The organism is Dechloromonas sp. H13 (assembly GCF_009469615.1).
GTDB lineage: Bacteria > Pseudomonadota > Gammaproteobacteria > Burkholderiales > Rhodocyclaceae > Azonexus.
The window spans coordinates 82624-96395 of the sequence record NZ_SSXX01000005.1 but is presented as its reverse complement, the minus strand read 5'-3'; the positions used below and the strand labels follow the sequence as shown (position 1 = coordinate 96395).

The 13772-nt window shown below is 68.3% G+C and carries 12 protein-coding genes; 7 read left to right on the top strand and 5 right to left on the bottom strand.

Annotated elements, in window-relative coordinates:
- Positions 1–30: 30 nt before the first annotated feature.
- The 3 genes from GH660_RS12385 to GH660_RS12375 form a co-directional block, all read right to left on the bottom strand.
- Positions 31–2544, bottom strand: a complete 2514-nt coding sequence (locus tag GH660_RS12385; protein WP_153146983.1) for a DNA topoisomerase III — start codon at positions 2542–2544, stop codon at positions 31–33.
- A 76-nt stretch (positions 2545–2620) separates the two neighbouring features.
- Positions 2621–3700 carry a DNA-processing protein DprA gene (dprA, locus tag GH660_RS12380; RefSeq protein ID WP_153146982.1) on the bottom strand — a complete coding sequence of 360 codons (1080 nt, stop codon included), beginning with the start codon at positions 3698–3700 and terminating at the stop codon, positions 2621–2623.
- Entirely contained in the window at positions 3697–4746 is a 1050-nt protein-coding gene (locus GH660_RS12375; RefSeq protein WP_153146981.1) for a LysM peptidoglycan-binding domain-containing protein, read from the bottom strand. Before GH660_RS12375 ends, dprA begins: the two co-directional genes overlap by 4 nt.
- A 143-nt stretch (positions 4747–4889) precedes the next feature.
- On the opposite strand from GH660_RS12375, the gene def reads away from it, so the two are divergent.
- From def to htpX, 3 genes are read left to right on the top strand one after another with little or no spacing between them, the layout of a single operon-like run.
- Complete coding sequence (gene def, locus GH660_RS12370; RefSeq protein WP_153146980.1) at positions 4890–5393, top strand: peptide deformylase; 504 nt, start codon at positions 4890–4892, stop codon at positions 5391–5393.
- Positions 5390–6313, top strand: coding sequence for a methionyl-tRNA formyltransferase (gene fmt / locus GH660_RS12365; protein ID WP_153146979.1), 924 nt, complete (start codon positions 5390–5392; stop codon positions 6311–6313). Before def ends, fmt begins: the two co-directional genes overlap by 4 nt.
- Positions 6314–6371: 58 nt before the next feature.
- Complete coding sequence (gene htpX / locus GH660_RS12360) at positions 6372–7217, top strand: zinc metalloprotease HtpX (protein ID WP_153146978.1); 846 nt, start codon at positions 6372–6374, stop codon at positions 7215–7217.
- Here the strand turns inward: htpX and GH660_RS12355 are convergent.
- Together GH660_RS12355 and GH660_RS12350 are read right to left on the bottom strand one after the other, a co-directional pair.
- The gene (locus GH660_RS12355) at positions 7214–7606 is read right to left on the bottom strand and encodes an S-adenosylmethionine decarboxylase family protein (RefSeq protein WP_153146977.1); all 393 of its coding nucleotides are present in this window, start codon (positions 7604–7606) and stop codon (positions 7214–7216) included. The two genes, htpX and GH660_RS12355, sit on opposite strands and share 4 nt — an antisense overlap.
- Positions 7607–7615: 9 nt before the next feature.
- Positions 7616–8503 (bottom strand): S1/P1 nuclease, encoded by an 888-nt coding sequence (locus tag GH660_RS12350; RefSeq protein WP_153146976.1) that lies wholly within the window; start codon positions 8501–8503, stop codon positions 7616–7618.
- Between the two features lie 34 nt (positions 8504–8537).
- Between GH660_RS12350 and rsmB the strand changes: the two genes are divergently transcribed.
- From rsmB to GH660_RS12330, 4 genes are read left to right on the top strand one after another with little or no spacing between them, the layout of a single operon-like run.
- Complete coding sequence (gene rsmB / locus GH660_RS12345) at positions 8538–9797, top strand: 16S rRNA (cytosine(967)-C(5))-methyltransferase RsmB (protein WP_153146975.1); 1260 nt, start codon at positions 8538–8540, stop codon at positions 9795–9797.
- Positions 9790–10368 carry a DUF4390 domain-containing protein gene (locus GH660_RS12340; protein WP_368666116.1) on the top strand — a complete coding sequence of 193 codons (579 nt, stop codon included), beginning with the start codon at positions 9790–9792 and terminating at the stop codon, positions 10366–10368. The genes rsmB and GH660_RS12340 overlap by 8 nt, the downstream gene beginning before the upstream one ends.
- Positions 10365–12518 carry a PAS domain-containing sensor histidine kinase gene (locus GH660_RS12335; RefSeq protein WP_153146974.1) on the top strand — a complete coding sequence of 718 codons (2154 nt, stop codon included), beginning with the start codon at positions 10365–10367 and terminating at the stop codon, positions 12516–12518. The genes GH660_RS12340 and GH660_RS12335 overlap by 4 nt, the downstream gene beginning before the upstream one ends.
- Positions 12496–13761: a sigma-54 dependent transcriptional regulator gene (locus GH660_RS12330; protein WP_153146973.1), complete on the top strand. Its 1266-nt coding sequence runs from the start codon at positions 12496–12498 to the stop codon at positions 13759–13761. The genes GH660_RS12335 and GH660_RS12330 overlap by 23 nt, the downstream gene beginning before the upstream one ends.
- The last annotated feature ends 11 nt before the right edge of the window (positions 13762–13772 follow it).

Sequence of the window (13772 nt, the reverse complement as noted above, 5' to 3'; positions counted from 1 at the left end):
CCGAATTTTGTTTTTTAGGTGTGGTGCGCTTCAGGCGTCCGCTTTTTTGGGCGCCGGCTTCTTGGCCGGGGCCTTTTTCTCGAACTCGAAACCTACCTTGCCATCCTTGGCCACCAGGTAGGCCGAGAACTTGCGGCGCGTGCGGTTGGAAACGAATTCCTTCAGCAGGTCGGTCTTGCCGTCGGCCAGCAGCTTCTTCATCTGCGCCGCATCGATCGGCTGCTGCAGGATGATCTTGCCGGAGCGGAAGTCGCAGGTCCGGGCCGGGCCGACGGATTTCTCGCAGACGTAGGCGGCGCCGTGATCGTAGACGCCGGCGGCGCACTTCGGGCAGTTGCCAAGGCGTTCCTGGCCGGAAAAGTCGACCGGTTCGGCGTCGGCCTCGTCGGCCTTGTCCTGGCCGAAATCGAATTCCGGCTCCATCTTCTCGTTGAGCTTGATGGTGGCGGCGAAGCTGCGGCCCATCTTGTTGCGGAAGCCGGTCAGCGGGCCGATCTGCCTTTCGGTGAGCAGGGTGTCGATTTCGGCCGGCTCGAACTGGCGGCCGGCGACGATCTTCCACAGCGCGTAGTCGCAGCCACCGCACTGGAATTTCTTGTAGGTTTCGCGGATCTGGCCGCCGCATTTCGGGCAGGGCGCCGACAGCACGCCGAAATCGCCGGGGATGGTGTCGGCTTCGTAGCTCTTGGCGCGCTCGACGATGTGCCGGGTCATTTCGGCGATTTCGCGCATGAATTCCTCGCGCGTGAATTCGCCTTTCTCGATGCGCCCGAGCTTCCATTCCCAATCGCCGGTCAGTTCCGGTTGGGTCAGTTCGGCGATGCCAAGCCCGTTGAGCAAGGTCATCAGCGAGAAGGCCTTGGCGGTCGGGATCAACTCGCGGCCTTCGCGGTGCATGTACTGCTCGCCGATCAGGTTCTCGATGATTTGCGCGCGTGTGGCTGGCGTGCCGAGGCCGCGGCCGGCCATCGCCGCCTTGAGTTCCTCGTCGTCGACCATCTTGCCGGCGCCTTCCATGGCGGAGAGCAGGGTCGCTTCCGAGTAGCGCGGCGGGGGCTTGGTTTCGTTGGCCTTGACCGTGACCTCTTCGGTTTTGACCTTTTCGCCGGCGTCGACCGCAACCAGGTTGCCTTCGCTGCCTTCCTGGCCTTCCTTGCCATGCACGGCCAGCCAGCCGGGGTTGACCAGCACCTTGCCCTCGGTCTTGAAGGGATGCCCTTCGACGCGGGTGATGCGGGTGGTGACCAGGTATTCGGCGGCCGGGAAGAAGACGGACAGGAAGCGGCGAACGACGAAGTCGTAGAGCTTCTGTTCGAGTTCGTTCAGGTGCTTGGGCGCCTGCGGCGTCGGGATGATGGCGAAGTGGTCGCTGATCTTGGCGTTGTTGAAGATGCGCTTGTTCGGGATCACCCAGTTGCGCGCCAGGATCTGGTGCGCGAACGGCGCGTAGCGGGCAAGCAGCACCTCGTCGTGGCCCTTGCCGGCGCCTTCGCCGGTGAGCACCGACAGGGTGGCCTTGACCGTGCCCAGGTAGTCCTCCGGCAGGCAGCGCGAGTCGGTCCGCGGGTAGGTCAGGACCTTGTGCTTTTCGTACAGCGCCTGGGCCAGCGACAGGGTCGTCTTGGCCGAGAAGCCGAAGCGGGCGTTGGCCTCGCGCTGCAGGCTGGTGAGGTCGAAGAGCAGCGGCGAGAGGCGGGTTTCCGGCTTGGCTTCCTCGCTGACAAGGCCGGGCTTGCCGAGGGTGGCAGCACGGATGGCGTCAGCACGTTTTTCTTCCCAGAGACGGTCGGCGCGGGCGTGTTCGTCGTCATCCCGCCGAAAGCCTTCGTCGAACCATTTGCCGGTGTAGTTGCCGGCGCGGGCGGCGAATTCGGCCTCGACTTCCCAATAGGGGCGCGCCTTGAACTCGCGAATCTTCTTCTCGCGCTCGACGACGATGGCCAGCGTCGGTGTCTGCACGCGGCCGACGGTAGTCAGGTGGAAGCCGCCGGTCTTCGAGTTGAAGGCGGTCATCGCCCGCGTGCCGTTGATGCCGACCAGCCAGTCGGATTCGGAGCGGCAGACGGCGGCGTCGCCGAGGCCCTGCATGTCGTTGCCGTGGCGCAGGCGGGCGAAGCCGTCGCGGATGGCGCCCTGGGTCATCGACTGCAGCCACAGGCGCTGCACCGGCTTGGTCGTTTTCGCGTGCTGGGCGATGTAATTGAAGATCAGCTCGCCTTCGCGCCCGGCGTCGCAGGCGTTGATCAGGCCCTCGACGTCCTTGCGCTTGATCAGCTTGTTGAGCAGCTTGAGGCGCGATTCGGTCTTCTCGATCGGCGACAGCGCGAAATGCGGCGGGATCACCGGCAGGTGGGCGAACGACCATTTGCCGCGCTTGACCTCGAATTCCTCGGGGCAGGACAGTTCCAGCAGGTGGCCGATGGCCGAGGACAGCACGTGCGACTCGCTTTCGTAATAGTCGTCGTGCTTGGTAAAGCCCCCCAGCGCCCGGGCGATGTCGGCGGCGACGGAGGGTTTTTCGGCGATGATCAGCTTTTTGGTCATGGGTTCTGTCGGTTGGGTGCCGGGGCATGATAAGTGTCCGGCGCGCGGCTTGGCAAGCCGTCTACATATGATGGCGTCAGCCGAGGCGCTGGTAGCGGTTGCCGGGCAGGGCGGCGATCCGGCCGGCCAGTTCCAGCGTCAGGAGTTCGCCGAGCAGCCGGTCGGTGGCAAGTCCGGTGCGCTCGGCGAGGTCGTCGAGGTTGCAGGGATCGTGGCCGAGGGCGCCGAGGATGGCGTCGTCGTCGGGGGACGCCGTCGGCGCCGGGGCGCTGGCCGTAGACGCCGGAAAATCCCCGATTTCCTCGAGGATGTCCTGCGCCGTCTCGACCAGCTTGGCCCCCTGCTTGATCAGCTTGTGGCAGCCGCGGGCGACCGGCGAATGGATCGAGCCGGGAATGGCGAAGACCTCGCGCCCCTGCTCGGCGGCGAGGCGGGCGGTGATCAGCGAACCGCTCTCGGGGGCCGCCTCGACGACCAGGACACCGCGCGCCAGGCCGGAAATGATGCGGTTGCGCCGCGGAAAATTGGCGGCGATGGCCGGCGTGCCGAGGGGAAATTCGGAAACGATGGCGCCGTGCTCGGCAATGGCCAGCGCCAGTTCCCGGTTGCGCGCCGGGTAGAGGCGGTCGGCGCCGGTGCCGATGACAGCGACCGTCGCACCGCCGGCGGCCAGGGCGCCGCGGTGGGCGGCGGCGTCGATGCCGAGCGCCAGGCCGCTGACGATGGCGAGGCCGCTGCCGGCGAGCGTGCGGGCCAAACTTTCCGCGGTCTGCATGCCTTGAGGCGTCGCGTTGCGGCTACCGACGACGGCCAGGCCGCGCTGCCGCAGCAGGGCCGGATCGCCGCGTACGTAGAGCAGGGTGGGGGGGTCGGCGATTTCGAGCAGGGCCGGCGGATAAGCGGCGTCGGCCAGGGTGACAATGTGCTGGCCCGGCTGCGCGGCCCACGCCCGGCTGCGGTCGACGCCTTCGGCGGGGTCGAAATCGAACAGCAGGTCGGCGCGCTCGCCGACGACCGCACGCGCGGCCAGTCGGCCGGCGGCAAAAATGGCCGCCGGTAAACCGAAAGCGGCGAGAAGCTTTCTTTGCGTCTCGCCGCCGATGCCGGGGATCAGGGTCAGCCGCAACCAGGCGGCCAACCCGTCGTCGTCGATCATGGATTGCGTGCGGAATCGCCCACGGTCACGGGAATCGAGGAGTCGAGGACCAGCGCGTAGGAGACGCGGTCGAAGGTACGGAAGACGAACACGTAGGCGTAGCGCTCTTCCGGGATCGGGGTGTACACGCGGCCGCTGCCGTCCTCGGCGATGCGCTCGGCGATGCGGTTGCGGAACAGGGCGAGGACGTTGCCGATTTCCAGTCCGTCGGCCCGGCCGCGGTTCAGGGAGACCACCGAACCGCGGGCACCCGAATCCACGCCACCGTAGATCGACATGACGCGGGCTGCAATTTCGCGATCCGGACGGTGCGGCACGTAGGCGATCAGGTTGGCGGGCGGGGCTGGCACCAGACGGTCGCCGGGCAGGATTTCCTCCTTGGCGACCGTGATGTTGAGGACCGCCGGCTCCCCGGCCTGAACCAGCTGCGCATTGCCGAGGAAGAAGGCTTCGTAGCCGATGACTTCCTTGGTTTCCGGGTCGGTCAGCGGTTTGCCAGGGCGGAAGACATTCCAGCGCACGACGCTGGCGTCGGGGATGCCCGCGGCGAAACCCTTGTCCCCGGCGCCCATCATGGTGCGGTATTCGGGGCCGGCGACGAAGCGCGGCGCGGCGTCGAGCTGACCCTGTTCGACAACCAGCGGCTGCGACAGGAAGGGCTCGATGATGTTCGGCGGAATGCTCGAGATGGCCGTCTGGTCGGGCGTCGAATAGACCTGCGGTTCGAGCTTGACGGGGCCGCCGGTGGCGGACTTCGACTTGACCGCCTTGCCGATGCGCAGGCGGGGCGTCTTGCCCGAGCGGTCGAGGATGACGACCTCGCCGGGGTAGATCAGGTGCGGGTTCTTGATCTGCTCGCGGTTCATGTTCCAGATTTCCGGCCAGCGCCAGGGTTCCTTGAGGAACTTGCCGGAGATTCCCCAGAGCGTGTCGCCACGCACCACGACGTGGCGGTCGGGCGGGTTGTCGACGAGCTGCGGGGGCTCGGCGGCCGATGCGCAAACGGCCGTCACGGCCAGGATGAGCGCGGATATAATGCGTACCATAGTCGTAACCTCACGTGCCGACGGAACACGGAGCTGCCGTCACGGTCCTATCCATGGCAGGCAAACCCGCTTCCATATCTCTGGAATTGCTTTAGATTCTGCACGTAATAACTTAAGCGAGCAAGCTTTTTTCGGTACTTCTCATGGCTCTTCTACCCATTTTGCGTTTCCCCGACCCGCGTTTGAAAAAGATTGCCGCGCCGGTCACCAAGATCGACGATTCCGTCCGCCAGCTGATCGCGGATATGGCCGAAACCATGTACGAAGCGCCGGGCATCGGCCTGGCGGCCACCCAGGTCGATGTGCACAAGCAGATCGTCGTGATCGATGTCTCGGAGGAACGAAACCAGTTGCTCGCGCTGATCAATCCGTGCCTCGACGAATTGCAGGGCGAGCAGGAAGGCGAGGAGGGCTGCCTGTCGGTGCCCGGCATTTTCGAGAAGGTGGCGCGCGCCGAGCGGGTCACCGTCCATTACCGGGACGTCGACGGCGAAACGCGCAGCCTGGTCGCCGAAGGGCTGCTCGCGGTGTGCATCCAGCATGAGATCGACCACCTCAACGGCAAGGTCTTCGTCGACCATCTTTCGCAGCTCAAACAGACCCGCATCCGCAACAAGCTCGCCAAGCAGGCGCGGGTCACCGCGTGAGGCTGATTTTCGCCGGGACGCCGGATTTCGCCGCGCAGGCCCTGCGGGCGATCGTCGCCGCCGGGCACGAGGTGGCGCTGGTGCTCACCCAGCCCGACCGCCCGGCCGGGCGCGGCATGGCCCTGCAGCCGTCGCCGGTCAAGCGGCTGGCGCTGGAAAACGGCATCGCCGTCTTCCAGCCGCCGACCCTCAGGGATGCGGCGGTGCAGGCGCAGCTTGCCGCGGTCGGTGCCGAGGTCATGGTGGTCGCTGCCTACGGCCTGATCCTGCCACAGGCGGTGCTCGACCTGCCGCGTTTCGGTTGCCTCAACATCCATGCCTCGCTGCTGCCGCGCTGGCGCGGGGCGGCGCCCATCCAGCGGGCGCTGCTGGCCGGTGACGCGGAAACCGGCGTCTGCATCATGCAGATGGAAGCCGGGCTGGATACCGGCCCGGTGCTGCTGCGCGGCGCCTTCCCGATCGCCGCCGCCGAGACCGGCGCGACCCTGCATGACCGTCTCGCCGAGCTCGGTGCCCGGCTGGTGGTCGAGGCGCTGGGCAAGCTGCCGCTGCCGGGCGAACCGCAGCCGGCCGCCGGCGTCACCTACGCGCAGAAGATCGACAAGGCGGAAGCGCTGATCGACTGGTCGCGCAGTGCCGCCGAACTGGATCGCCACATCCGCGCCTTCAATCCGTTTCCCGGTGCGCAGGCGCAGTTCGCCGGGCAGACGGTCAAGCTGTGGCGTGCCGTGCCGCTTGCCGATGGCGGTGAAATCGGGCGGATTTTGCGCGTCGACCGCGACAGCATCGTCGTCGCTTGCGGCAGCGGCGCGCTGGCCGTCAGCGAGTTGCAGAAGGCCGGTGGCAAGCGCCTGGCGGTCCGCGATTTTCTCGCTGGCCACCCGCTGAAGGCCGGCGACCGCTTCGACCTGCCGGCTTGAAATCGGCCGGCGGCGGCACTATTTAACGAAAGATGCGATAGCCGCGAGGAGGCTCGAAATGTTCAACTGGGTGAAGACGGCCATGCTGATGGCGGCCATCATGGCGCTGTTCGGCATCGTCGGCGGCATGCTCGGCGGTCAGCAGGGCATGCTGATGGCGCTCGTTTTCGGCGGCGCGATGAACGTGTTTTCCTATTGGTTCTCCGACAAGATGGTGTTGAAGATGTACAACGCCCAGGAGGTCGACGAAACCAGCGCCCCGCAGTTCTACAACATGGTGCGCGAGCTGGCGCAGCGCGCCAACCTGCCGATGCCGCGCGTGTATATCATCGACGAGCACCAGCCGAACGCCTTCGCCACCGGGCGCAATCCGGAGCATGCCGCGGTGGCGGCGACCACCGGCATCCTGCAGCTGCTGTCGGCGCGCGAACTGCGCGGCGTCATGGCGCACGAGCTGGCGCACGTTGCGCATCGCGACATCCTGATCTCGACTATCTCGGCGACGATGGCCGGCGCCATCTCGGCGCTCGCCAACTTCGCGATGTTCTTCGGCGGGCGCGGCAGCGACGGCCGCCCGGCCAACCCGCTTGCCACCATCGCCGTGGCCCTGCTGGCGCCGCTGGCGGCCAGCCTGATCCAGATGGCCATCTCGCGCGCCCGCGAATACGAGGCGGACCGCGGCGGCGCCGAGATCAGCGGCGATCCGGACGCCCTGGCCGACGCCCTGGGCAAGATCCAGATGTACGCCGAAGGCCGCATCCCGATGGGGCCGGCCGAGGCACACCCGGAAACGGCGCAGATGATGATCCTCAACCCGCTCTCGGCGGGCGGCATCAAGGGCCTGTTCTCGACCCACCCGCCGACCGAGGAGCGCATCGCCCGCCTGCGCGCGCTGGCGCGTTAGGCGCGGGGAGGTGGAGCGAGGTGGCCGCGTGCCACCTCTTTTTTTTGCAGCCGGCCCGGCGCGAAGGCGGCGACGACTTCGGTGAACAGCGCCTGCGCCCGGGCGCTGTTGTCGCCGCTGAAATTGCAGACATAGACGTCGAGCGTGACGCCGGCGACTTCCGGCCAGGTGTGAACGGCGAGGTGCGACTCGGCCAGCACGACGGTGCCGGTGACGCCGGCCGGCCGGCCGCGCGCATCGCGGAAGGGGTGGAACAGGCGGCCGACGACGGTCAGGCCGTGGCGCGTGCAGGCGGTGACGCAGAATGCCTCGAGGCCCGGCGCGTCGAGCAGGAAGCGCGGCGCGCAGCGGCAGTCGTGCAGGTCGGCGATCAGGTGCAGGCCATTCATGTCGCGATTCTATTGGGTTTCACGTGAAACGCGAGCGGCGATGTCGGCCTCCAGCAGCCAGCCGAGGCGGTAGCCGGCGTCGACGATGCGGCGGTCGGCAACGGCGCGTGCCTGGCGGTGGAAGTCCTCGCTGACGATCGGCAACAGGCTGCCGGCGGCCGTCGGGTAGGCGACGGCGAGCAGGGCATGGCTTTCAGTGCGCCACGTCGCGACGTCGCCCGGCGTCGGCGGCGGGTGCCCGGCGCGCAGGCGCTCGGCGTTCTTCTGCAGGCGGGCACCGCGCAGCCAGGGCGGGCCGGGCAGGTCGTCCCAGTAAAGGTGGAGGCTGGTGAAGGGCAGGCGCCTGTTGAACGGGTTCTCGATCTCGACGGTGTTGCCGCCCTCGTCGTCGTGGCGGCCGGCATGCAGCGGCTGGTGGAGATCGGCGACCAGATGCGCCAGCCAGGGCAGGGCATACGAAATTTCGTCCTTTTTGCCGGTCGACCGCAGCAGGGTGCTCAGGCGCTCGATCTGGCGGTCCGCCTCGCCGTCCACGACGCGTCCGTGGCGGTCGACATCGACGTAATGCCAGCGCTTGTGGCGCGCCGTGTCGGGCAGGCCGGGCAACGCCGGCGTCGCGGCATCGCGCGTTTCGTCGTAAAAGCGGGGATCGTTGCGGGAGTCGTCGGGCCAGGTGGCGGCCTCGGCGAAGATGGCGCCGGGGTCGGCGGTGCGCGCCCGGTCGACCCAGCGCGGGTGGTCGGGATGGCGGGCGAGGGCGGCGGCGATGAATTCGCGGCTGGCCGGCGACAGTTGCTCCCAGGCGATCACCGCGACCAGCCGGTGGCCGGCCGCGTTCCAGGCTTCGGCGAGGGGCGGAAAGAACAGAAGGCACAGGGCGGCGAGCAACGGACGCATGACGCCATTATGCCGCGTGCGATAATCGCGGCCTATGTCCCGCCTGCCCCCCGATTCCCTGGCTTACGCCCTGCTGCACGCCGCCCGCATCGACGCCGCCGTCGGCGCTGGACAGAGCCTGGCCGACGGCCTGCTGGCGCGCGTCGATGCCGCGGCGCGGCCGGCGGTGCAGGATCTGGTCTATGGCAGCCTGCGCCAGTTCGGGCGCGGCGACTTCATGCTCGCGCAATTGCTGGCCAAACCGCTCGCCACGCCGGAAGTGCACGCCCTGCTGCTGGTCGCGCTGTACCGTCTGGAAACGCGGCCGGAAGTGGCGCACACGGTGGTCGACCAGGCCGTCGCGGCGGCCGGGGAGCTGGCCGGCGGGCGCTTCCGCGGCCTGGTCAACGGCGTCCTGCGCAATTTTCTGCGGCAGCGGGAAACGCTGCTCGCCGCCGCGGCCGCCGACCCGGTCGCCGCCGCCTGCCATCCCGAGTGGTGGCTGCGCCGCCTGCAGGCGGCCTACCCGGCGGACTGGCCGGCGATCGTCGCCGCCGGCAACGGGCCGCCGCCGATGGCGCTGCGCGTCAATCTGCGGCGCACGACGCGCGCCGCCTACCAGGCGAGCCTGGCGGCCGCCGGCCTCGCCGCGACACCGGTCGGCGAGGCCGGTCTCATGCTCGGGCGGCCGCTGCCCGTCGAACGCCTGCCGGGCTTCGCCGCCGGCCTCGTCTCGGTGCAGGATCCCGGCGCGCAGCAGGCGGCGCTGCTCCTCGACCCGGCGCCCGGCAGCCGCGTGCTCGACGCCTGCGCGGCGCCGGGCGGCAAGACCGCCCATCTGCTGGAGCGCGCCGACCTCGACCTGCTGGCGCTCGACCTCAAGCCGGCGCGCTGCCGGCGCATTGCCGAGAACCTGGCGCGCCTCGGGCTGCAGGCCTCGCTCAAGGCGGCCGATTGCGCCCGCCCCGCCGGCTGGTGGGACGGAAGGCCGTTCGATGCGGTGCTCGCCGACGTGCCGTGCACGGCGAGCGGCGTCGTGCGCCGCAACCCGGATGCCAAGTGGCTGCGCCGCGACGCCGACGTCGCCGGCTTCGCGGCGACGCAGGCGCGGATTCTCGACGCCCTGTGGCAGGTCGTGCGGCCCGGGGGTAAACTGCTGTACGCCACCTGTTCCGTCTTCCCCGAGGAAAATGGCGAACAGATCAGGCGTTTTCTGGCGACCCGCCCGGATGCCCGGCGCGACCACGAGGAACAGATTCTGCCGACTGCCGACCATGATGGCTTCTTCTACTGCCGCCTCGAAAAACGTGCTTGAGCGCCTGCGGCTCTGGCTGCTGGCGTGCCTGGTCTGGGCGCCGGCGCTGGCGCTGGCGGCCGAAATCGAGATCGCCAATCCGCAGATCGTCGCCGGCGACGACGGCTACGTCCTTTCCGCCGATTTCGGTTTCGATCTCAACCAGCGGCTCGAGGAGGCGGTGACCAAGGGCGTCGTCCTCCATTTCGTCGCCGAGTTCGAGCTCACCCGCCCGCGCTGGTACTGGCTGGACGAGAAGGTGGTCAGCCGCAGCCAGACCTACCGCCTTTCCTATCATGCGCTGACCCGCCAGTACCGCCTGTCGACCGGCGGCCTGCACCAGTCCTTCGACTCGCTGTCGGAAGCCCTGCGCGTCCTGTCCCGCCTGCGCAACTGGGTGGTGATCGAAAGGGCGGCCGACGGCAACCCGGTTGTGCGTCCGGGCGAAACCTACACGGCGGCCCTGCGCCTGCGGCTCGACATCAATCAGCTGCCGCGCCCCTTCCAGATCAGCGCGCTCGGCAACAAGGACTGGAATCTCTCTTCCGACTGGAAGACCTGGCAGGCGACCATGCCGGCGGAGGCCCGGTGAAGCGCTTCGTCGCCGTCGGCGGCGCGGTGGCGGGCACCCTCGGCGCCATCGTCTGGTTCCTGCTGCTGATGTCCACGGCAGCCAACACCGCCATCTTCACCCGCCACTACCCGCTGCTGATCGGCCTCAACGCGGTGCTGGCGCTGGCCATGGTCGGTCTCGTCAGCTGGCAGCTGCGCTCGCTGTGGCGCGACTACCGCAGCCAGATTTTCGGCGCCCGGCTCAAGCTGCGCCTGATGCTGATGTTCGGGATCATCGCCGTGCTGCCCGGGGCGCTGGTCTATGGCGTGTCGGTGCAGTTCGTCACGCGCTCGATCGAAAGCTGGTTCGACGTGCGCGTCGAAAAGGCTCTGGAATCCGGCCTGCAGCTCGGCCGTTCGGCGCTCGATTCGCTGCTCGCCGACCTGACCGATAAGGGGCACGCGATGGCCGACGAGCTCTCCGAACTGCGCGAATCCGGCCGCCGCTCGGCCCTGCTGCGCCTGCGTGAGCAGCGCGGCGTGCAGTCGGCCGCGCTCTATACATTGGGCGGCAAGCTGCTGGCCAGCGCCAGCAGCGAAATCGGCGACCCGCTGCCCGACCAGCCGACGCAGGCGCAACTCAAGCAGGCGCGCAATGCGCGCGCGGTGACCGCGGTCGACGGCGAGGGCGGCCGCCTCTACCTGCGCGTTCTGGTGCCGGTGTCGGCGCGCACCGTCTTCGAGGAGCCGCGCATCCTGCAATTGATCCAGCCGGTGCCGCCCTCGCTCGCACATGACGCCGACGCCGTCCAGGTCGTCTATCGCGACTATCAGGAGTTGCAGCTGGCACGTCAGGGGCTGACCCGGATCTATGCCCTGACGCTGACGTTGACCGTGCTCGTCGCGCTGTTCGGCGCCTTCGCCCTGGCCTTCGTCATGACCCGGCGCCTGTCGGCGCCGCTGTCGATGCTGGCCGAGGGAACGCAGGCCGTGGCCCAGGGCGACTTCTCGCCGCGCCAGGCAGTCTACAGCCGCGACGAGCTGGGGGTCCTGACCCAGTCGTTCAGCCGCATGACGCGCCAGCTCGACGACGCCCGCCGCGAGACCGAGCGCCACCGGGCGGAACTGGAGTCGGCGCGCGGCTATCTGGAATCGATCCTCGCCAACCTGTCGGCCGGCGTGATGGTCTTCGACCGCCATTTCGTACTGCGCACGGTCAACGAGAGCGCATTGTCGATCCTCGACGACGATTTCCTCGGCCTGATCGGCGAGGCGACCGACGCCTGGCCCCGCCAGAACCTTCTCGGCCAGTTCATCCGCGACCATTTCGCGGCCTCGCAGGACGCCGAGTGGCAGGCCCAGCTCGAACTGGAGCGGGTCAACGGCATGCCGCAGGTGCTGCTGCTGCGCGGCTCGCGCCTGCCGGAGGCGAGCGGCGGCGGCGACGTCGTCGTCTTCGACGACGTGACACGCATCGTCGCCGCCCAGCGCAGCGCGGCCTGGGGCGAGGTGGCCCGCCGCCTGGCGCACGAGATCAAGAATCCGCTGACGCCGATCCAGCTTTCCGCCGAGCGCCTGCAGTTCAAGCTGGCCGGCAAGCTGGCGAACGGCGATGCCGAGATGCTGGCGCGCGGCACGCAGATGATCATCAACCAGGTGCAGGCGATGAAGCGCATGGTCGACGATTTCCGCGACTACGCCCGGCTGCCGGTGCCGGAGGTCGCCCCGCTCGACCTCAACGAACTGATCGGTGAGGTGCTCGGCCTCTACGAGAGCTCGTCGGCGACCATCGACATCCACCTCGCCGCCGACCTGCCACCGGTCCTCGGCGACGCCACGCAGCTACGCCAGGTCATCCACAACCTGTTGCGCAACTCGGAAGACGCGCTCGAAGGGCGGGCGGCGGCGCACATCCGCATCGTCACCGAGCTGGCCGGCGGCCGGGCGCGCCTGCTGATCGCCGACAACGGCCCCGGATTCCCGGTCGAGCTGCTGCCGCGCATCTTCGAACCCTATGTCACCACCAAGGCCCGCGGCACGGGCCTCGGCCTGCCCATCGTCAAGAAGATCGTCGACGAACACCAGGGCAGCATCGAAATCAGCAATGCACCGGAGGGCGGCGCGCGGATCGACATCCACCTGCCCCTGGTGAAGGAGGAAGCGAAGCATGGCAATCATTCTGGTCGTTGACGACGAAGTCGGCATCCGCGAACTGCTGTCGGAAATCCTGATCGACGAGGGCTACGACGTGCGGCTGGCGGAAAACGCCACGGCGGCGCGCCGCATCCGCGGCGAGCTGCGCCCCGACCTGGTGCTGCTCGACATCTGGATGCCCGACACCGACGGCATTTCGCTGCTCAAGGAGTGGCATGCCGGCGGCCATCTCAACATGCCGGTGGTCATGATGTCCGGCCACGGCACGATCGATACGGCGGTCGAGGCAACGCGCTTCGGCGCCTTCGATTTCCTCGAAAAGCCGATCGCCCTGCAGAAGCTGCTGTCGACGGTGCAGAAGGCGCTCAAGCACGACACCCCGGCGCAGCGGCCGCCGCTGACGCTGGAAGCCTTCGGGCGCTCGACGATGGTCAAGGAATTCCGCCGTCGCCTCGAACAGGCGGCGGCCAAGGCGCCGCTGCTGCTGCTCAAGGGCGCCGTCGGCGGCATGGCCGAAATCTGCGCGCGTACCCTGAAGGCGCCGCGCGCGCCGTGGCTCGACCTGTCCGGCGTGAGCAGCGCGCTGACCCAGGAAATGCTCGAGAAGCTGGGCGGCGGCGTGCTGTTCGTGCCGGACCTGGCGGCGCTCGGCAAGATGCAGCAGATGAACCTGGCGTTTGCGGTCGACCGTCTGGAAAGGCTCAATCTGCAGCTCGTCGCGGCTACCGTCACACCCCTCGCCGCGCTCGGCGAGGCCGGCTGGGACGGCAAGCTGCTGGCGCGCCTGGCCGAAGTGTGGGTGGCGCTGCCGTCGCTCGCCGGCCATGCCGACGAACTGCCGGAAATCGCCGGCCTGCTGCTGACCAACTTCGTCGAACGCGGCGAAGTCCAGCCGCGGCGTTTCTCGACTGGCGCGCTCAACGCGCTGCGTACCCAGCCCTGGCACAGCCGCCCGGAAGCGAGCTGGAGCGATCTCTACGCGCTGGTCCGCAACCTGGCGCTGACCTCGCTGGATGAGGAGATCACGGCCGACGACGTGCAGCGCGTGATGCCGCAGGAGCAGGCGGCAGAGCACGAACTGGCCTCGCTGGCCCCGTTGCTCGACCAGCCCTTGCGCGAGGCGCGCGATGCCTTCGAAAAACTCTATTTCGAGCACCATTTGCGGCTCGAAGGTGGCAATATGACGAAACTGGCGGAGCGTTCCGGGCTGGAGCGCACGCACCTCTACCGCAAGTTGAAGCAGCTCGATGTGAAGCTCGGCAGGCGCGGCGAAGAATAATCCGGTTCAAA

What these genes read in the sequence shown, in the direction of transcription:
- GH660_RS12385 (WP_153146983.1), bottom strand. Translation starts at nt 2,544, where the DNA reads ATGACCAAAAAGCTGATCATCGCCGAAAAACCCTCCGTCGCCGCCGAC.
- dprA (WP_153146982.1), bottom strand. Translation starts at nt 3,700, where the DNA reads ATGATCGACGACGACGGGTTGGCCGCCTGGTTGCGGCTGACCCTGATC.
- GH660_RS12375 (WP_153146981.1), bottom strand. Translation starts at nt 4,746, where the DNA reads ATGGTACGCATTATATCCGCGCTCATCCTGGCCGTGACGGCCGTTTGC.
- def (WP_153146980.1), top strand. Translation starts at nt 4,890, where the DNA reads ATGGCTCTTCTACCCATTTTGCGTTTCCCCGACCCGCGTTTGAAAAAG.
- htpX (WP_153146978.1), top strand. Translation starts at nt 6,372, where the DNA reads ATGTTCAACTGGGTGAAGACGGCCATGCTGATGGCGGCCATCATGGCG.
- GH660_RS12355 (WP_153146977.1), bottom strand. Translation starts at nt 7,606, where the DNA reads ATGAATGGCCTGCACCTGATCGCCGACCTGCACGACTGCCGCTGCGCG.
- GH660_RS12350 (WP_153146976.1), bottom strand. Translation starts at nt 8,503, where the DNA reads ATGCGTCCGTTGCTCGCCGCCCTGTGCCTTCTGTTCTTTCCGCCCCTC.
- rsmB (WP_153146975.1), top strand. Translation starts at nt 8,538, where the DNA reads ATGTCCCGCCTGCCCCCCGATTCCCTGGCTTACGCCCTGCTGCACGCC.
- GH660_RS12330 (WP_153146973.1), top strand. Translation starts at nt 12,496, where the DNA reads ATGGCAATCATTCTGGTCGTTGACGACGAAGTCGGCATCCGCGAACTG.